The 19,818-nt window shown below is 41.9% G+C and carries 18 protein-coding genes; 15 read left to right on the top strand and 3 right to left on the bottom strand.

What is annotated here, in order from left to right; genetic code table 11:
• Window positions 1–13 precede the first annotated feature (13 nt).
• The 7 genes from AC1DM9_RS29145 to AC1DM9_RS29115 all read left to right on the top strand — a co-directional run bounded on the left by AC1DM9_RS29145 (window position 14) and on the right by AC1DM9_RS29115 (window position 7,886).
• The gene (locus AC1DM9_RS29145) at window positions 14–1,591 is read left to right on the top strand and encodes a response regulator (RefSeq protein ID WP_477583559.1); all 1,578 of its coding nucleotides are present in this window, start codon (window positions 14–16) and stop codon (window positions 1,589–1,591) included.
• A gap of 21 nt (window positions 1,592–1,612) precedes the next feature.
• On the top strand, window positions 1,613–3,457 hold the full coding sequence (locus AC1DM9_RS29140) for a sensor histidine kinase (RefSeq protein WP_339203793.1): 1,845 nt from the start codon (window positions 1,613–1,615) through the stop codon (window positions 3,455–3,457).
• Window positions 3,458–3,638: 181 nt separating this feature from the next.
• Complete coding sequence (locus AC1DM9_RS29135; protein ID WP_083682577.1) at window positions 3,639–4,376, top strand: phytanoyl-CoA dioxygenase family protein; 738 nt, start codon at window positions 3,639–3,641, stop codon at window positions 4,374–4,376.
• A gap of 28 nt (window positions 4,377–4,404) precedes the next feature.
• Entirely contained in the window at window positions 4,405–5,211 is an 807-nt protein-coding gene (locus tag AC1DM9_RS29130; protein WP_477583557.1) for a sugar phosphate isomerase/epimerase family protein, read from the top strand.
• A 23-nt stretch (window positions 5,212–5,234) separates the two neighbouring features.
• Entirely contained in the window at window positions 5,235–6,089 is an 855-nt protein-coding gene (locus AC1DM9_RS29125) for a helix-turn-helix transcriptional regulator (protein ID WP_477583555.1), read from the top strand.
• A 43-nt stretch (window positions 6,090–6,132) separates the two neighbouring features.
• Window positions 6,133–6,729, top strand: coding sequence for a YdcF family protein (locus AC1DM9_RS29120; protein WP_441885371.1), 597 nt, complete (start codon window positions 6,133–6,135; stop codon window positions 6,727–6,729).
• 377 nt (window positions 6,730–7,106) lie between these two features.
• Window positions 7,107–7,886, top strand: a complete 780-nt coding sequence (locus AC1DM9_RS29115) for a squalene/phytoene synthase family protein (protein WP_076270964.1) — start codon at window positions 7,107–7,109, stop codon at window positions 7,884–7,886.
• Between the two features lie 52 nt (window positions 7,887–7,938).
• Here the strand turns inward: AC1DM9_RS29115 and mprF are convergent, their stop codons facing one another.
• Together mprF and AC1DM9_RS29105 are read right to left on the bottom strand one after the other, a co-directional pair.
• Window positions 7,939–10,587 (bottom strand): bifunctional lysylphosphatidylglycerol flippase/synthetase MprF, encoded by a 2,649-nt coding sequence (gene mprF / locus AC1DM9_RS29110; RefSeq protein WP_477583553.1) that lies wholly within the window; start codon window positions 10,585–10,587, stop codon window positions 7,939–7,941.
• Between the two features lie 238 nt (window positions 10,588–10,825).
• Entirely contained in the window at window positions 10,826–11,044 is a 219-nt protein-coding gene (locus tag AC1DM9_RS29105) for a hypothetical protein (protein ID WP_441885375.1), read from the bottom strand.
• A gap of 216 nt (window positions 11,045–11,260) precedes the next feature.
• On the opposite strand from AC1DM9_RS29105, the gene AC1DM9_RS29100 reads away from it, so the two are divergent.
• The 5 genes from AC1DM9_RS29100 to AC1DM9_RS29080 all read left to right on the top strand — a co-directional run bounded on the left by AC1DM9_RS29100 (window position 11,261) and on the right by AC1DM9_RS29080 (window position 17,213).
• Entirely contained in the window at window positions 11,261–11,713 is a 453-nt protein-coding gene (locus AC1DM9_RS29100) for a MarR family winged helix-turn-helix transcriptional regulator (RefSeq protein ID WP_441885377.1), read from the top strand.
• 80 nt (window positions 11,714–11,793) lie between these two features.
• Entirely contained in the window at window positions 11,794–13,206 is a 1,413-nt protein-coding gene (locus AC1DM9_RS29095; protein ID WP_441885379.1) for an MFS transporter, read from the top strand.
• Window positions 13,207–13,431: 225 nt separating this feature from the next.
• The gene (locus AC1DM9_RS29090) at window positions 13,432–14,088 is read left to right on the top strand and encodes an SDR family NAD(P)-dependent oxidoreductase (protein WP_477583550.1); all 657 of its coding nucleotides are present in this window, start codon (window positions 13,432–13,434) and stop codon (window positions 14,086–14,088) included.
• A gap of 151 nt (window positions 14,089–14,239) precedes the next feature.
• Entirely contained in the window at window positions 14,240–15,364 is a 1,125-nt protein-coding gene (locus AC1DM9_RS29085) for an NADH-dependent flavin oxidoreductase (RefSeq protein ID WP_477583548.1), read from the top strand.
• Window positions 15,365–15,590: 226 nt separating this feature from the next.
• The gene (locus tag AC1DM9_RS29080; protein WP_477583545.1) at window positions 15,591–17,213 is read left to right on the top strand and encodes an MDR family MFS transporter; all 1,623 of its coding nucleotides are present in this window, start codon (window positions 15,591–15,593) and stop codon (window positions 17,211–17,213) included.
• Window positions 17,214–17,280: 67 nt separating this feature from the next.
• Here the strand turns inward: AC1DM9_RS29080 and AC1DM9_RS29075 are convergent, their stop codons facing one another.
• A complete protein-coding gene (locus AC1DM9_RS29075) occupies window positions 17,281–17,745 on the bottom strand; it encodes a MarR family winged helix-turn-helix transcriptional regulator (protein WP_441885387.1) in 465 nt (154 codons plus the stop codon).
• 106 nt (window positions 17,746–17,851) lie between these two features.
• Here AC1DM9_RS29075 and AC1DM9_RS29070 point away from each other — a divergent pair, with 106 nt between their 5' ends.
• The 3 genes from AC1DM9_RS29070 to AC1DM9_RS29060 are packed head-to-tail and all read left to right on the top strand — an operon-like array spanning window position 17,852 to window position 19,639.
• Complete coding sequence (locus AC1DM9_RS29070; protein WP_076270900.1) at window positions 17,852–18,268, top strand: MarR family winged helix-turn-helix transcriptional regulator; 417 nt, start codon at window positions 17,852–17,854, stop codon at window positions 18,266–18,268.
• A 60-nt stretch (window positions 18,269–18,328) separates the two neighbouring features.
• Window positions 18,329–19,069, top strand: a complete 741-nt coding sequence (locus AC1DM9_RS29065; protein WP_477583543.1) for a GTP pyrophosphokinase — start codon at window positions 18,329–18,331, stop codon at window positions 19,067–19,069.
• 12 nt (window positions 19,070–19,081) lie between these two features.
• Window positions 19,082–19,639 carry a hypothetical protein gene (locus AC1DM9_RS29060; protein ID WP_144376882.1) on the top strand — a complete coding sequence of 186 codons (558 nt, stop codon included), beginning with the start codon at window positions 19,082–19,084 and terminating at the stop codon, window positions 19,637–19,639.
• The last annotated feature ends 179 nt before the right edge of the window (window positions 19,640–19,818 follow it).

The raw sequence follows: 19,818 nt of genomic DNA, 5'->3' as shown, positions 1-19,818 counted from the left end.
AGGAGCTGCTCTTATGTATAAGGTATTGTTAGTCGATGACGAAGAACTCGATCTGGAAGGAATGAAACGGTTTATTCCTTGGTCTGAGCTTGGAATGGAAGTGAAGGGCAGCGTAAATAATGCATTATCAGCATGCGAAATCATAGATGAGCAGCCCATCGATATATTAGTCAGCGATGTTAATATGCCTTATATGTCAGGACTTGAGCTTGCCCGAATTGCACTCGAACGCAAGCCTAATATGCGTATTATATTCGTTAGCGGCTATCAGGAGTTCAGCTACGTACAGCAGGCGTTATCTTTAAAGGCTTACAATTATGTGCTAAAGCCAATGGATGACAATGAATTGGTGTCGTCTTTGTTAAAGGTGAAGCAGGATCTTGATGAGGAGAACAAGCAGCGTGAAGTGGAAGAAGCCTATCAACAAATGATTCCGATTGCCAAAAGCGACTTTTTGATTCATGTGTTGGAAGGATTGGAAACGACGGAGGGCGTTTCCATGTCCAAGCTGATTTTACACTATGGCTTCGATCAATTGAACTGGCCTATCCGTGTTGCGATTATGGAACTGGATAATCAGTCGTTGAGACAAACCGAGAACGCATCTTCACAGAGAGAATGGTCGCGCAACTCTCTTCAAATTGTACATGAAACAATTCAAAAGATAGGCATGCTTCCATACTGCAAGCTGTCATCTCAACGCATTGCTATATTACTGGAAGACAAAGCTATTGGTCAAACCGTCAAAACGTTATGCGATGCGCTTTCGCAGCATCTAACGGTATCGATAACAACCGGCCTCGGTGAAGCAGTTCATTCGATAGAAAAGCTGCAAGTATCGTACCGACAAGCGATAGAAGCTGTTGAAGGCAAGATGTTTCTTGGAAAAGGGGATATCATCAAATATGAAGAAGTCAGAGCGGAACCAGGCATGCTGGACGCTCGGATTCTGGATACACGAATGAAAGCACTATTAAAGGCCATGGAAGGATATGAGCTTGTTCGGATTTACGACGAATTCGAGAACTTGTTTGCATCAGCTTCTAGTCTTCGCTCCAGATTTACTGTTCATCATATGACCAGCTATATTATATGGAAGCTGGATCAATATTTAAGTGAAATGAATGAGGATTTATTTGAACTGCTAGGCATTGATATTCACCATCTCGAAGTTTTAATGCAATTCGAAACGATTAACGATATACGTTCATGGCTTGTAAAGCTCTTATATGAAATTTCTGAACGACTGCAGAAGAAAAACGTCATGAAAGACAGCAAGTTTATACGCAGCGTCACGAAGTCAATTAAGGAGAGGATGAGTGAAAATATTACCCTCAAAGATATGGCGCTGCAGTTTTCTTTCTCGCCTAGCTATATGGGGTTTTTAATAAAAGAAAAGTCAGGTCATACCTTCAATGAACTGCTCGTGCATCTGCGTATGGAGAAAGCATGTGAACTGCTCAATCAACCCGGGATAAAAATTTATGAAGTTGCCGATCAGGTTGGTTATCGTTATCTTCCCTATTTCAGCCGACAATTTAAGGAGAAGTTTGGCATGACACCTATGGAATATCGGAAGAGAGAGAATTGATCAATAATGGGGGAGCTTTAGATGAAAATAGTCCGGGAGAATAGAAAGAGACTCGGATATATGCCGATCGGATACAAGCTTATGCTGTCCTATATGATCTTTATCGTTATTTTGGTCGTTGTCAATTTCTATGTGTCTCATTCGATGTATGACTCTTCCATGCGTAAGCAGACGCGTATGAATATTGAAGGAACGATGGAGCAAATGCGCGACAACGTGAAGTATAAACTAGATGATATTGTCCGAATATCGTCTACACTCTATGATGATTATAATCTGGTTCAGAGCATTCGAGTTGATGAAATAGGCATTGCCAATTTAAATCGAATGAATCAGATCATTAGCCCAAAGCTGGAAAGCGCCTCGAAATCTATTGGGATGAATTTAAGGTTGTCTGTCTACTTTCATAATAAAACGGTGAACCAAATTTATGAGAATAGATGGAAGAAAGACAATGCTGCCGATAACGATGAATCCAAAGAGCAAACCTATGATATTTATCATATGAGCCGCATTCAGGATAAGTTATGGTACACATCCATTCCAAAAGAAGAATACGGCGTGACTATGGAGTGGAAACAGGTTGAAGAGGATGTACGAGATCATCGTATTTCAATGATACGACGTATCGTCGACACCGATAATCCATTGGAAGTTGAAGAGCTGGCTATTATGCGGTTTAGCGTTCAGATGAAGGAGCTGTTTAATAGCGTTGACTTCTCGAAGCTTGGCGACGGCAGCATGCTGTCAGTCGTGGATTCTACGGGGTACGTTATTTTCTCCTCTGGGCAGCTTCCGGAAGGCTCAACCAAACCAGTTTCGAAAATAAACAAAAATGTATCGACAAATGAAAATAGCGATAAGCAAGAATACTTAAGAATAGAAGAAAAATTGCTCAATCAGAATTGGACATTAGTGGCGCAAGTTCCACTTACCATTATCGAGCAGGAAGCTGCGAAGGTACGGGCATTTATTATTTTCATCTGCGTACTAAGCTTTGTTTTGTTAACGTTTGCGGGTGTCTTTATTTCACGTTATTTCTCCAAACGAATTTTGAAATTTGTATCGGTGTTGAATGCTTTCCGCGAGGGGGATTTGCATAAGCGAATTGCCTACAGAGGGAAGGATGAATTCTCTCAAATTGCAACGGCGCTAAACGGAATGGGCGAGGATGTAGAGGCATTAATTAATAAGGTATATTTGACGCAGCTTCAGAAAAAAGAGGCTGAGCTGGAAATGCTGCAGCTTCAGATCAATCCGCACTTTTTATACAATACCCTTTCATCGATCAACCAGCTGGCAAAATTCGGGGAAAATGAAAAACTGCAAAAAATGGTGTTGGAGCTCGCGAAGTTTTATAGACTTACGCTGAATTCAGGCCGTACGATGATTCCAATCGCAGCGGAGATGGAGCAGGCCAACGCATATGTAAGCATACAGAAGGTGAAGTACGGGAAACGTCTGGAAGTATTATTCGAGATTGATGAGAATATATGGCCTTTTGAGACGGTGAAGCTTATTTTGCAGCCTTTCATTGAAAATACGCTTAAGCACGCATGGAGCGGAGATCGCATTCATATTCGGATTGTTACCTATATGGAAGAAAACACAGTGCATTATAAGATAATCGACGACGGGTTCGGAATGCCGCAGGAGCGAATTGATGAAATATTCAGCGGGCTAGATAAAGGGAACATTGGATATGGGATTCGAAATATCGATCAGAGAATCAAGCTTCACTATGGTTCAGAATATGGGGTTTCCATATTCAGTCGTATAGGTATTGGAACAACTGTCCATATAAGGATTCCAGCAAGGAAAAGGAATCTTATTATTCAAGAATGCATTCCAAATATTGCAGGATAAACAACGAAAAAGCCGCGTCCATTAGGAAGCGGCTTTTTGCTTATTAAATTTATTTTCTGGATAAGCGAGCAGTTGGATCAGAAGATATGCATACTTTTGCCGATGGGATAAGAAGTAAGTTTGCTCTTGCTCCGTTATGATCATTTCATAGCAATACACCATTTTATTGGAGGCGATATTGATGTCGATATCTACATTGACGGAGCAAGAAGTACAGTTTTATAAGGAAAATGGTTATGCGCTGCATAAGAAACAGTTGTTTAGCGCAGATAAGATGACAGAGCTGACTAATATTTTTGAGGAGCAATGGGAGCTTGTGGGCCGGAAGCTGAACAGCGAGCTCGATACCCCGCATTTCCGTGATGAGCGTCTACTTAAGTTTCTATTAAGCGATGAAGTGCTTGATCTGGTAGAGCCTTTAATTGGTCCTAACATTGGCTTGTGGTCTAGTCATTTCATCTGCAAAGAGCCGCTTATTGGCAAGCAAACGCCATGGCATGAAGACTCCGCATATTGGAACGGACGACTTAGCCGATTTGATAACATTGTGACCGTATGGCTGGCTATTGACCGCAGCTCTAAGGAAAATGGCTGTATGCGCGTCATCCCGGGAACGCATAACAATGGTTTCTCGGAGTACGAGCAGGTGGATGGCAATGACAACATTTTTGATACGGAAATTCGCAATAAGGATGAGTCAAAGGCCGTTTATTTCGAGCTTGAGCCAGGCGAGTGCTCTGTCCATGATTCTCGCATCATACATGGTGCAGCTCCTAACAAAAGTGAATTCCGCCGCTGTGGTTATACGATGCGTTATTTCTCAACGGATGCGCAAGTCTATACTGAAAAGAACCGTGGTCATAAAATCTGGCTAGCGCGTGGAAAAGATTTAGCCGGCAATCCTTTTGTCAATGTATAATAGGCTTAACAAAAGGGGGGGACAGGTATTGGAATTGAGACGAATAAAAGCGTTGTGGGGAATGCAGGGTAGCTATGAGGAGCTTTTGACATATGCAGCAGAAGCAGGTTACTTTGGAATAGAAGCGCCGCTGCCGCCTGCCTCTGAAGAAAAGTCCTTTAAAGCGGCATTGGAAACAAATAAGCTGGCCTTCATCGCGCAGGTAAGTACACATGATGACCATCTCGATAGCTTCGAGAAACAAGTCATGCGAGCAACGGATTTTAATCCGCTGTTTATTAACTCGCAAAGCGCTAGAGACAGCATGTCAGAAGCGGAGCAGGATCGTTTTTTTGAAGGAGCACTTACAATTGAACAAAGGTCTGGCCTTCAGGTCGGGCATGAAACCCATCGCAGCCGAGCGATGTTTACACCATGGACAACTGCAAGATTGCTGAAGCGTTTTCCTGACTTGCGCATCACTGCAGACTTCAGCCATTGGGTGAACGTATGTGAGTCGCATCTGGATAATCATGCGGATGAGCTTGCTCTTGCTATTGATCGCAGCATACATGTTCATGGCCGTGTCGGATTTCCGCAGGGACCTCAAGTGCCACATCCTGGCGCGCCTGAATACGCATCGGAGCTTGCTTTATTTACAGGCTGGTGGCAGCGGATATTTATGAAGCAAGCTGCGCAGGAAAGAACTTGGACAACTTTTACAGCAGAGTTCGGTCCACCGAATTATATGCCAACGGTGCCCTTTACCAATAAGCCTATTGTTGATTTAATAGAAGTAAATCAATGGATGACCGATTATATGGCTGCCAAATATGCCGAATGGTTTGACCAATAAAAGTCTGATAGGGGGAAATCGACATGAAGTATGAATTAACACCTGAGAGATTGCTTGGTAAAAACTTTATGACCTTGTCATCCCCCTATAAGATTTTCAAACATGTGATCGATAACAAAATTACTGCCCATTGGCATGATTTTTTTGAAATGGGCTTTGTAGTGTCTGGTACAGGAACTCATGTTATAAACGGAGAGCCTTTTCCTTTAGAGAAAGGAATGACTTTTCTGCTGACAACGGCAGATTTCCATGAGATCATCCCAGATGAAGGACAAACGATTCATTTGTTTAATCTTATTTTTGATGAATCATTTATCCGCCCAGAGCTGACAGAAATGTTATTTGAACAGGTATCGCTTCATTTGCATACTTTTCGTGACGAAAGTGCTTGTGAAATTGAAATGGAATTTACTCGGATTTGGAATGAATCACAAATGTGGCAGCTAGGCAGCAGCATGCTGGTGCAGGGAAGTTTTGAGAGAATACTCATCCATCTCTATAGAAATAACGGGCATCAGCGCTTGCTTGACGACTATGTAGCCATTAGCACAATCCCTTCTTCCATTAGAAAGTCGATCATCTATATTCAACACCATTTTCGAGAGCCGCTTTCATTAGATGAAATAGCGAGATATGCTGGAATATCAGCCAATTATTTTAGTGAATGCTTCAAAAAGCATACAGGTACATCATTTCAAGAGCATCTACAAGGAAAAAGGCTTCATTTCGCCTCTGCATTGCTCAGCAGTTCAATCTTGCCGATAACGGAAGTATGTTATGCCGCGGGCTTTAATACATTGCCTAACTTTGAACGAGCGTTTAAAAAAAAGTATGAGAAATCACCTCGAGAGTTTCGGAGAAAATATATTCGGCCATAAATGTGACGTGTAAACCAATATGCCATGTTAGGAGGGTACAGCAGTGAGAAGGAGACTTATACAAGGCACAGCAATTGCTGTGCTTTTATGTTTTGTGTATATTCTCTATGCAGTATGGAGCATTATTTCGTTTGCTAAGGTGAATGAGCTCATTTACACAGATGCCGCAATTGTGCTTGGGGCAGCAGTCTGGGACGATAAACCGTCGACAGTTCTAAAGAACAGATTGAATCATGCCATTTGGCTCTATAACAATGGATACATAAAGAAAATAATCGTTACTGGAGGCACAGGTAAGGGAGATTCCTTGTCTGAAGCGGAAGTGTCAAAACGATATGTTATGCAGTATAAGGTTCCAGGTGAGGATATTGTTCTTGAAGAGCATTCAAAAATCACGGAACAAAATTTAGCTAATGCCCATGCGATAGCACAACAACAACAAATCAATACCTTTACCATCGTCAGCGATCCTTTGCATATGAAGCGTGCTCTTCTTATGACTAGACACTTAGGGATGGATGCTTACTCTTCACCAACTCAGACGTCAGCCTACAAGAGTTTGGGTACTAAGCTTCCTTTTCTTTTAAGAGAAACGTTCTTCTTAACAGGTTATCAGCTGAAAATATTATTTTTAAAGTAAGAGAATAAAAGAAGTCACTTATGATAAATAAACTGCTGTTTCACAGCTCATCTTTTTTGCAGCCCGAAAGTTAAACACTCAATTGGATGAGTTTAACATTCGGGATTTTGTATTTTATTAAGGGTATCGTTTCAGGAAGTAAGGCTGCGTTTAAATGAAAGGAGAGGGAAATGTGTCATCCTAACTGAATAATTATGCCAAAAGCCTCCGATATTAAGGATACGGTTACAGGTTCTTCCTAAATCAAGAAGGATAAACGCAGGAAATCACAGTTGCGGTGCACATCTAAATCCATGTATGGTATTATAATATTAACGATTAAAACAAGTTAAAAGTAAAGCTGCCATAATGAAGGAGTTTTTATTTTGAATGATGCGATGATCATGTTAAAGCAAACAAGTCGTACTTTTTATATTCCCATCAGCAGGTTGAAGTCAGGTTTAAAGGATGCAGTTGCATCCGCTTATTTGTGTATGAGAGCAATTGATGAAATTGAGGATCATGAGACGCTAGCAGATGAGGTGAAAGCAGAATTATTGCTTGGCATTCATGATGCGTTTAGTTCCGATGATGTGATTAATGAATCGCAAAAACTCCTTTCTCCTTATGCAGAAACACTGCCGGAAGTTACGATGAGAATTCATGAATGGGCGCTTTTATGTCCTCCGACGGTTACGAATGTCGTTTATAACCATACAGCGACAATGGCCAAGCAGATGGCTGATTGGGTTCATGAAGGCTGGGATATCCGAACGGAAGAGGATCTGGATAATTATACTTATAGTGTTGCCGGTATGGTAGGGGAAATGTTGTCTGACATATGGTTCTGGCACGATGGCACGAAATCAGACCGAATCAAAGCAGTTGCTTTCGGAAGAGGCTTACAAGCCGTAAATATTCTGCGTAATCGCACAGAGGATCTTGAACGTGGCGTAGACTTTTTCCCTGAAGGCTGGGGACAGAAAGAAATGATTAAGTACACGCGCCGCAACCTGAAGTTGGCGGATTCGTATATATCTGATTTAAAAGGCGGTCCTGCGCTAGAGTTTTGCAAAATTCCGCTTACGCTGGCTCATGCAACCATTAACCTCATTGCAGTTGGCGGTAACAAATTAACGCGAGACGCCGTTATGAAGCTTGTAGGCAGCATTAATTAGAGCTTGTTCTATAAATAAAAGCAAAGCCCATGGGATTCCATGGGCTTTGCTTTTATTTGTTTTTATTCGGATGCCGTGAGATTAACCGTACCAGCTCGACTAGCAAGAGCGGTAATGATACTGTCGAAGGATACGCTAAATAGCGCGGTTCCCAATGTGGTGAGAACTTGTCTTTGTATCGCCGGAGGCCAACAAAGCCATACCAGCTTCCGCCATACTCGAACAGAATGCGTGCCAGCTTCTCTTCTTTTATTGCGTTTTGGCTCTGGCCTACACTCGAAAGTGGAGCCATCCCTAAATTAAATTGCGCATATCCTTCTGTTTTTGCCCACTCCATAAGGCAAATGAACAATTGATCCATCGTTCCATTTGGGGTGGATTTTAAATAGCGCATTAAATCTACAGATAAGGTCGTACCGTCATAGGCAGGCGTCAAAGAAGCGAAAGCAATAATTTGATCATCTGAATTTTTTAATAGCGCAATGGGCGCGAGCTGCAAATAATCTTCATTAAACCATCCGAGAGAATAACCCTTCTCGTGTTTTCCATCCAGCCATTGGTCAGAGATGAACGACAGTTTCTTTAACAACTGCTTATCATGAGGCGGATGTACGATTTCAAATTGAAAATTTTCACGTTCAAAGCGGTTTTTAACCGCCCGAAGACTGGCATTTTGTTTTCCGACAAGCGTGAAATTGTCCAGATGAACCAATGCTTCCTCACCCAGTTTAAAAAAGCGATAGCCGTTTTCGTGATAAAACGGTAAATAGTCAGGTGTCGTTTGATAAAATACAACCTCTACTGCAAACTGATCGGCAAATTGCTGAAACTGTTGAATCGCTTCGCTAATCATGCTTTTGGGACCTAAAGGATCACCGAGCACAACAAGCTTATTTCGAATTTTCGCATAGGGTATTAACACTTGATCCTTCATCGCCCAGAAGAAGCTCTTGTCACCGGTAAAGAGCATATGCGTCAATAAATTTCCTTGTTCCTTTTCAAGAAAAGCTTTTAATTTCAACTGCTCATCCTCGGCTGTTTCTAAAACGGCGAGCGGCTTAGGACGAAACATATAAAGCAAGGATAGGAAGAGCCAAGCAACCAAGAGACCAAATATCGCAGCTATCGTATGCTGGCTTGGATCTATCAGCCATGTGGTGTGAGCCTTTCTTGGCAGATGTTTGAGAAATGCCGGATACGAATGGGATGCGATGAGGTAATAACCATAGGTGATTAAGAGTGTAATAAGCCCCCAGCCTAGCACATTATAAATCCCTACGGGTATAGCCAATCGATAAAATCGATGTCTTGAAATCCATAACAGCAACGCGACAATGAGTAGAAATATAGCTTCCTCGTAATCAAACGCTTTGGCAAGTGCGAAGAAGGAACCAGCACAAAGCAGGAAAAGTGTCCAGTAATAGGCTCGCTTCACTCGAAGTGAAATGCCGCGAGACAGCATGATCAGCATAATGCCGATGATGATGCTTAATTGATGAGACAGCCTCATAATCTGAAACGAAACCAATTCTTCCGTAAAATGTATCCTGTAAAGTAAAGCGGGTGTCGCTGCGGACAGCAGCAATATGACCCCACTCGCAAATACAAGCTTACCGAGTGACCATGCCCCAACCTCGCCGATAAATGCAAATTGTCCCGGCCAGCGCCAAACGCTTTGCCAAATATTTAATGCTCGATCTATGATGCCGCTATCAGACTGCTCCGATCGTTTCCGGTTCATAGGAAACTCGAATGCTGCCATCATAAGGCCGATTAACCATGGCACAAAATAATACAGAATTCTAAACAGAACAAGGATGACCGCGCATTTATCAGGTGGAAAGCCGAGCAGCTGTAAGCCTAATATAGCCGTTAAATCAAAACCACCGATACCGCCAGGCGCCATGCTTATAATGCCGGCTATTGCTGCTAACGTATAAATTCCAAGCGCGTTTGTAAATGTAAGTTCAGGAATAAATGTTGCTCCAATAAGCCAGAAGGTCATACCAGCAAAAAACCATTCCAAAAAGGAAGAACCAACGGAAGCGGTCATAATGCGCCAAGTCAATTGTCCTCGATTCCGATTAATCCATTTGGAGAAAAGCGAAGTTCTTTGAAGCAGCACGAATAGCGGTAAATACAGTGCGATTGCCCACATCGCATAGGTAAGCCATGGATGAGCATTCAGCAATGCTTGAACAGGGAAAATGCCGATAATACACAGCCATGCTAGCAGCGATAGACCTGTAAAAGTTATCGTCGAAAGAAAGGCAACAGAAGCAGCAATACTCCCGATGGGAACCTCTCGATTTCGATATAAAATTGATCGCAGCCCTGCTCCTGTAAGACCCGCAAAACCAATCAAATTGTTTGAGGTGTTTGCAATCCATCCATAACGAATCGTATCCCAAATCCCAATCTTTAAATGAAAATGCTTGCGAATCAACAAGTCATAAGTACTCATGACAGAGACAGCGAGCATGGAGAAACTGAGCAGAAGAAAAATCGTAAATGGGTGCATGTGATGAAACTCATGGATCATTCTTCCCCAGTGGATCTCACGGAACTGTTTTTTTCCTTCGAAGTAAACAAAGGCGATAATAGCAACTGGCAGTAGAAAACGCAGTACTCTTGCACGGTATAGGATGGATACAAGCTTAATTAGATGCAGCTTGTAAGCTATTTCGCGAATCCATTTCATTAATATTCCCCTTATGTATGGTTTGTCCCTTACTATTCATTATTTTGCCATGTGGGACACATAAAGTATAGCCTGCTTACTCATTAATGTTTCCTCAATTAGGAAATTAAACCGAAACGTGAACGACGTGGAACATCTTTTTTAGGGGAAAAGAAAATGCCCAGCGCTCAGAGGCTTTAAAGTTTTTAAACTTTAGTTTCCCTGAAGCTGGACATAAGGTTTAGGCTTGTACATTCGTTTATCCAGTTATAGATGAAGGCAATAATGAATAAACGTTTTTCAGCATAAGCATTTTAGGGCTGAGCTTGAATTTTGAACCAGAGAACGTGCAGCGATCATAATTAAAACGCAGTGATGTTATATGAATCGTGCAGTCTATAAATGAGCAGCCAATATAATGAGAGCCGTCAAAGTATACATCCACGTTTTTAAATGTTTTGTTAATAATATAGTCCATGATTGAATCCTCCTTGTAATGTGAAACAAGCTATTTGATTATATGCAGTTAATTCTATTGTTTATAACCTCTTTTATATGAAATGAAACAAGAGAATTGAAGTTATAGACTAGAAAAAGGAGATTAACGAGCGCAGTCCAGTTAATTTTCGTTGACAAAGCAATCTTACATCCTTATTATTAGTTTGAATTCAAACTAGTTTAGGCGGTGCTCTGAATGGGAAAAGACAATCACATTACTCGTTTTCCTTGGGAGCAAGAGGACAGCAGTACATTGCTTATAAAACTGGCATTTACGAATATTCGGCGTGAAATTGAAACTTCGCTTCGACCGCTCGGCCTCACTCCTCAGCAATCACAGTCTCTTCATTTGCTCGCTATGAAACCAGGCGTGATGAATGCCGACTTGGAGAAGCTGCTATTTATAGACAAATCGAGTGTAACCAGCTTAATCAACGGGATGGTGAAGAGAGGCTGGGTTGTAAGGCGCGCGCATGACTCGGATGCAAGAATGAAAAGAATTTATTTAACCGAGCAAGGGATAGAAATGTCCTTGAAAGCTTCAAATGCTGTTGCACAAGCGAAAGAGAAATCGGACCATTTGCTAACCAAGGAAGAAGCGGCACATCTACATGTTTTACTCAGAAAAATTATTAAAGCGTATGAGTAAGCGATACGCTTGTTATATTCGGACATATAGTTTGAATTCAAACTAAATGCAGTCTAAAACAGGAAAGGACGTAACGGGATATGGAAGTTACAGATAAACAAAAAATAGGCGAGAAGCTGCTGCCTATATTAGCTTTTACATTAGTCTTCTCTATTATGAATGCTTCAATGTTTAATGTTGTTATGCCTGTCATCAGCAAGGAATTTGGCATTACCGCCTCACAGGTGAGCTGGCTGATTACGGGGTATATGATCGTTTTTGCAGTAGGTTCCGTTACTTACGGAAAGCTCGCGGACAAATATCGGCTAAAGGATCTATTGACCTTCGGATTAATTATCTTTGCACTTGGATCGATTGTAGGTTTGCTCGCTTCTGAATATTGGATGATCGTGCTGGGGAGGGTGCTGCAAGCAAGCGGGGCTGCCGTTATCCCAGCTACAGCGATGATTGTCCCAGTACGTTATTTCTCTCCTGAGAAGCGTGGCAGGGCGTTAGGTACGGTTGCGGCGGGTCTTGCTCTTGGAACCGCACTCGCGCCCATTGTTGCCGGAATCGTTACAAGCTTCATCAACTGGAGATTTTTATTTTTAATATCAGTGATTCCGCTGATTGCACTTCCGTTCTTTAGAAAATATTTGGACAACGACAGAGGAAAAGCTCAAAAAATTGACTATTTGGGCGGCATTCTGCTTGGAGGCTCCGTCGCATTATTACTGATGTCCATTTCAGTTGGAAGTTGGTTTATTGCTCTAGGCGGTGCTGTAACACTCGTTTTATTTATTGTTCGCATTCGAACAGCGTCTGAGCCGTTTATCCAGCCCAAGCTGTTCAGCAATAAGAAATATACGTTTGGCTTAATCATGACCTTTCTAGCTACATCGTTAAGCTTTAGCATGCCTTTTGTAACCCCACAGTTTTTGGCGGGACTTAACCAGTTGTCCCCTGCCATTATCGGCTTTGTCATGTTTCCCGCAGCTATTACCTCTGCATTGATGGGGCGACGCGGGGGCAGGCTTGCAGATGAGAAAGGCAACTCATTTTTAGTATACCTTGCGATTTCATTAAGCTTTACTTGTTTCATTTTGTTATCAGTGTTTGTTGGATTATCACCATATCTAATCGTGTTTTTGTTAATATTCGGAAATATAGGTCAAACCTTTATGCAAATTGCGATGTCCAACACGATATCAAGAACGCTTGCCAAGGAGCAAATAGGAGTAGGGATGGGACTCATGTCCTTGCTTAACTTTATCTCGGGAGCAATGACAACAAGTATTATCGGAAAAATGCTGGATTTGAAGCAAACAGCGGTCCATTTTAACCCATTTGCCATTCATAACGGGGCTTACCTGTATAGCAATATTTTCTTTTCCTTAGCAATCTTGGCTGCAATCATTGTTGGCTTGTATTATTTGTTATTCAGACCATCGCGTGATAAAGCAGCTAGGCAGACAAAGCTTGAGAAGACCAAATCATCTTCAACAACCGCTTAGAAGCCAATCGTAAAATAAACGAAGCTCTCTATATTCAATTACATGCAGTGAATGCTGCATTGTAGTTGATTTTGGGGGGCTGTTTGTTTTGAAACAGATCGATTTCATAATAAGGATATAAAATATTTGAATTAGATGAATGATGCGAAAAATGATAAAATTTGACTCTACCTACAAGTGTAATAAATTGGAAATTATATGATTTAACTAGAAGGAGAGAGCGAGATGAGCAAACCTTTAGTCGTAATTGTCGGGGCTGGACCAGGTGTAAGTGCGGGTGTTGCAAGGAAATTCGGTAACGAAGGATTTCGCGTTGTACTTGCAGCGAGGAACACGGATGCTCTGGAAACCTATGTGAAGGAGCTTAATGAAGTCAAGATTGAAGCCTACAGCATTAAGGCTGATGCAGCCGATTCATCATCATTAACTTCTGCATTTGAACAAATTAAGCAGCTATATGGTTCCCCTGATGTTCTGGTTTATAATGCGGCTGTCATATCCAAGACTACACCCACACATTTAACTGAAACGCAACTGCTCGAGGAGTTTAAAGTAAATGTTGTTGGAGCGTTAACGAGCGCGAATCAAGTCATTCCTAATATGATTGAGCATAAGAAAGGGGCAATACTGTTTACTGGCGGCGGATTGGCGCTGGCACCTGCTGCTGAATTGTCGTCATTGTCGATCGGTAAAGCGGGCATTCGCTCTCTTGCTTTCTCACTTTCACAAGAACTACAACCGCATGGCATTTATGTTGGTACCGTAACGATTGCTGGTTTTGTTGCCAAAGGAAGCTTCTATGATCCAGATGAAATTGCGGATCAATTTTGGAATTTATACATCAATAGAAGTGAAGTCGAGTATTTATATAAGCAAGACTAATGGGGAAGAGTAGAAAAAGCATGCCTAAGCCTTATGGTTTGGGATGCTTTTTTTGCTGCTTGACATTTCTAACTGTATGAAATAATATTACAGTATACAAAAAAGTTACAGTTAGTTAGATAAACAGAGGATAACGGGAGAGATGAAATAAATGAAATCAACTTATATGCCATTGTTTGAACAAATGACCTTTAAAAACGGTATTGAATTAAAAAACCGGATTGTTATGGCACCAATGACGAATTTCTCAGCAAACGAAGACGGAACGGTATCGGAGACGGAGCTGGGCTATTATAGCCGCAGATCGGGTGGAGTGGGCCTAGTCATTACAGCTTGTGTTTACGTTTCACCAAACGGAAAAGGATTTCACGGCGAATTTGCAAGCGACAGCGATGACATGATTCCGAGTCTACAGCGCTTGGCAGCAACGATTAAAGAAAAGGGCGCTAAAGCGGTGCTTCAAATTTTTCATGGCGGAAGAGAATGTCCAATTAAACTCGTGCCCAATGGTGATGTGGTAAGTGCGAGCGCTGTAGCTTCGGAGCAGAACGCTGGGGTTACACCTAGAGCATTATTAGATGAGGAAATTGAATCGATTATTCGCGACTTTGGAGAAACGACTAGAAGAGCGATTGAGGCAGGGTTCGACGGTGTTGAAATTCATGGCGCAAACGGTTATCTTGTCCAACAATTTTTCTCTCCGCATTCCAATGTACGTGATGACCGTTGGGGAGGCAATATAGAGAACAGATTGCGTTTCCCATTAGCCGTCGTTGATGAAGTGAAGCGAGTTGTTGCTGCCTATGCGGAAAAACCTTTTCTAGTCGGTTACCGCTTCTCCCCTGAGGAGGCGACTACGCCTGGTATTACCATGTCGGATACATTTAGGCTTCTAGATGAGCTTACCAATAAAGAACTTGATTATCTTCATGTATCGTTAATGGATTTCTGGTCATTGCCTAAACGAGGTGCTGAAGAAACGAAAACGCGTATGCAATGGATAAAAGATCGTGTAGGTCACTCCATACCGATTATTGGCGTGGGCTCCATTCATACCCCAGAAGATGCTGTAAAGGCATTGGATATCGGCATTCCACTTGTAGCGATTGGCCGTGAAATTATTGTTGAACCGGATTGGGTCGAGAAAGTGCAAGAAGGCCGCGAATCGGAAATAAAAACAACGCTCAGCAAGGATGATCAAGATCGGTTGGTCATTCCTACCCCGCTCTGGCAAGCAATTGTTCATACGCCAGGCTGGTTCCCGCTAGGCGATTAATATAGATGACAGGAAAACAGGTCAAGCATTTCTTGACCTGTTTTTTTTGCGTCTTTAATCGATTTAATCTTTTTTTAGTGTATCCAGCACGACAATGAATTGGCAGTTGTTTTAGTACTAAAGTTATTGTATCATTGTCTAATAGGTAGGCAACCTAACTATTTCGCGAAGTAGTTTGGCGGCCAATAGGCCATAATAAATAAAAATGTTTAGGAGTGCAGAGCATATGGAGCAATTGAGTCAGAAGAAAAAGTTAACAATCATGATTGCACTGATGGCAGCTATGTTTTTCGCAGCTATCAATCAGACAATCGTAAGCACAGCTATGCCGCGCATTATTGCCATCTTGGGTGGCATCGAGTATTACACATGGGTTATTACCATCTATATGCTCACATCAACGATTGCTACTGTACTTGTAGGAAAGCTTTCGGATATTTACGGAAGGAAGCCGTTTTTGTTAGTCGGTATCGTGTTATTTATAATCGGAGCCTTCTTATGCGGTACATCAACTACGGTATTCCAGCTCATCACTTATCGTGGTATTCAAGGTATAGGCGGCGGTATTCTTATGTCAGCAACCGTGACGGCGGTTGGTGATTTGTTCGCTCCTAGGGAAAGGGCGAAATGGACTGGATTAATGATGGCCATATTCGGCTTCTCAAGTGTAATTGGACCAACATTAGGCGGCTTTATGGTCGATCATATCGCTTGGAAGTGGATTTTCTGGATTTTCCTACCGCTTGGCATTATTGCATTTGGTATGATTTGGTCCATGTTTCCAAAAACAGCGCGTAAAACAACGGAATCCATTGACTATTGGGGTTCATTATTGCTTTCACTGATGCTTATTGCATTGCTGCTCGGCTTCTCATGGGCAGGTACAAAATATGACTGGGGCTCGCCACAAATTATTGGCATGTTCGCCTCTGCAGCAGTGTTGTTAGTTCTATTGATTCTTGTAGAACGTCAAGCCAAAAGCCCTGTATTGCCTTTGTCGATGTTTAAAAACAGCATTGTAACGATCTCCAACTCCGTCGGTTTCCTTATGAATGCCGGCATGATGGGCGCAATGATGTACCTGCCATTCTTCGTACAGGGTGTGCTTGGTATTTCACCAACAAACTCGGGTTTCGTAAATATGCCGATGTCGATCGCCATGATCTTCCTAAGTGCAATGTCTGGCCGTTGGATTTCCAAATCAGGGAAATACAAACGATTCGCCCTCATCGGTATGCCATTCATGGTCGCGGGAATGCTTATGATGGCATTCATGACTAACGTTGGCGTTGCGGTTGCTGCGATGATCGTATTTGGTATTGGACTTGGTATTTCGATGCCAGTATTTACACTAACCGTTCAAAATGCAGTAGAGCCTTCACAGCTTGGTGTGGCTACAGCTACAGCTACGTTGTTCCGTAACCTGGGCGGTACGATTGGTATTGCAGTTATGGGTACGGTTATGAACTCCACTTTGACCAGTAAGCTGAAGGATGCTGTCGCAGCAGGTCAAGGACCTGATTTAAGTCAAGTAGATGCGGCTACAGCTGAGAAACTGTCTAGTTTCCTTAACCCGCAAATGCTGCTCGATCAACCGAAGCTTAAAGAGCTTCATGCGACGCTGCCGGAACAAATTCAGCCTTTGTTTACACACATCATTGAGATGGTTCGCTCGGTACTGAGCGATTCCTTGACGGTTGTATTCTTGTTCGGTATGTCCTTGCTGATCGTCGCATTTGTACTCGTGTTCTTCTTGAAAGAAATTCCGCTTCGCTCTTCTGACAAGAAAGAAACAGTTAGCGTAGAGCCATCTGAAAAGTTGAAAAAAGAGCCTGCTCTTAATAATTAATAAGAGCGGCTCCTATAGGAGGGATTTCGCTTCCTGCAGCTTGCAGGAAGCGAAATCCCTTTGTTTATTAAAAGTCTTCATTCGTTTTGGCTGAGTCCAAATAGTCGAATACTTGGTTTAACATGACGACAAGCTGATCGCTTTGCTCCTTGCCTAAATGATCGATCATGCCTTTGAACATGGAGATAAAACGGTCTATTGCTTTTTGAGCAATTTCTTCGCCAGTGTCCGTTAACGTTATTTCGGTAATTCTTCGATCTGTGTTATCGGATGTACGAACCACATGGCCAGATGCAATTAAGCTATTAAGCATCTGTGTAACGGTTGGAGAGGTGACTTGCAGCAATTTACTGATTTCTGTAACCGTCGTCCCTGTTGAACCTTTATCATTGCTTTTTTTCACACAAACGAGCATACGAACTTCGCTCGCTTTAAGACCGCCCCACATCGTTTTTTTCCGCCAGTCGGCTTTAGCGAACTTTTGGAAAACATCGATTAAGTCTGTTACATTCTCATATTTATCTGCGGACATTGGATTCACCTCGGTGAACTTATTTTATAAAGTAATTAGGTTACCTAAGTAATTATAGTTATTATGATGACAGGAAGTCAACAAAACAACAGAAATGAGGTGGAACATGAACAACTATGAGGAATGGAAAGAACTGTTTCCGCAATTAAAGGTTGTTTACAAAAAATTAAAAACCGAATGGTATAAAGGAATAGATTGCAGCTTCTCCATTAATCAAACAAGAATGCTTCAACATTTAGATAAACAAAGTCCCATGAAGTCGACGGATCTAGCTGAATTGCTTTTGGTTACCGCGGGCGGGGTTACACTCATCGGGGACAAGCTCGTGGAAAGAGGGCTTATTCGCAGAAATCGCAGCGAGGATGATAGACGAGTCGTATATTTGGAAATTACAGATGAGGGCAAACAATTTGTGAAGGCTTTTAATGAAAATGATGATGCTATTATCCGATATATGAGTGAGAGGATCTCGCAAGAGGATTTGGAGCATTTGAGACGAATATTTACATCGCTTGATGATTAGCGGAATCTAATCGAAACATTTCAGCAGCATGAATTGGAAGGGGAATACGGAAGTATGGTTATGGATCAAATGCAAAAAATGAAAGACATGAAGCAGCAAATCACTCGTTTTCTAATGATGTACAAATTTGCGATTCAAGAGCTTGAGACAAAAGTCGAAATATTAAAGGAAGAGTTTCATTTATTGCATGAATACAATCCGATTGAGCATACAAGCTCGCGCCTAAAGTCGCCCAAGAGCATTGTCGAAAAGCTTTATCGGAAGCAAAGCGAGCTTTCATTTAACGGCATTCGGAATCACATTAAAGATATAGCAGGCCTGCGAATAACTTGCTCTTTTATTTCTGATATTTACCGGATTAGCGATATGTTAAGCAATCAGAGCGATTTGACCTTATTGGAGGTTAAAGACTATATAAAAAATCCGAAGCCAAACGGCTACCAAAGCTTGCATCTGCTCATTGAGGTGCCGGTGTTCATATCGGATCGAGTGGAAAATGTGTGTGTAGAAGTTCAAATTCGAACGATAGCGATGGATTTCTGGGCGAGCCTGGAGCACAAAATCTATTATAAATATAAACAGGCGATACCTCCTCGCTTACTGAATGAACTAAAAGAAGCGGCAGATTCCGCATCCGCGCTGGATCAGAAGATGGAGCGACTGCATAATGAGATCGCAGCCATTAAAGAAGAGCGTGAGGATGATCTGGGCGATGAGATGCTTCGGCTGATCATGAACAATCAAAGCGGCTCCATTCCAAACATGCTGTTAGAGCTTTTTGAGGATGGAGCCAAAAAATAATAGTCGTGAACCATGCATCAGCAACATAAAGTGAGAGTAGTGCCAAAAAGTGCTGCCAAACGAGTGTTGTTGAAAGGTGGTCATGCGGCGATGGTTATTTCAAGCTTTCAAGCCTTTATTCAGGTGTTTGGCTTATCAATCTCCATGAGCTTAGTAGGCGGCCTCATCGGACATTTTGTGAAAAATGGGATTATCGAAATGCCGAAACTCGTCATAGAATATGATGAAGAAGGATTATCCCTTTCTTCAAATTGGTTAGTAAAGTGGATTCAGCGCTGTTATTACTTTGTTATTTTTGTCATCGGCTTTAGAGATCACAGCAATGCGAAAAAAAAGATTTTTTTTGATCTCGGCTTTCTCGGCGATTTGCTGATCGCAATCGGAACGGGCATATTAGCAAAAACAGCGCTGGCTATGGCAAATACATCGGACAACTTTGCAGTCGTGAGCAGTTCATTGCTGGCAGGCTACGCAGGCTTATCTTACCTGAAGAGCAAGCAGAACAAAGAGTTTGCTGATTTGTTTCCTGAAGAAATAGATGATTCAAATCCGCAAACGCCACCGAAATAACATGCAAGTTTACTTAAGTTTTGCGTATAATGACCATAGCTGATAAACCTTTTGCTTAAATATAAGAAAGTATATCATTTTCTCATACTTATCTTATATTTCACCGTCAAAGCTACTTCAGCGTCTAAAGGACGCCGAAGGCGTTTTTGCTTGACTAATCGATTTTTCACAAAAATATC

Source organism: Paenibacillus sp. 01T431, assembly GCF_056398625.1.
This window is presented reverse-complemented; position numbering and strand designations above follow the sequence as displayed.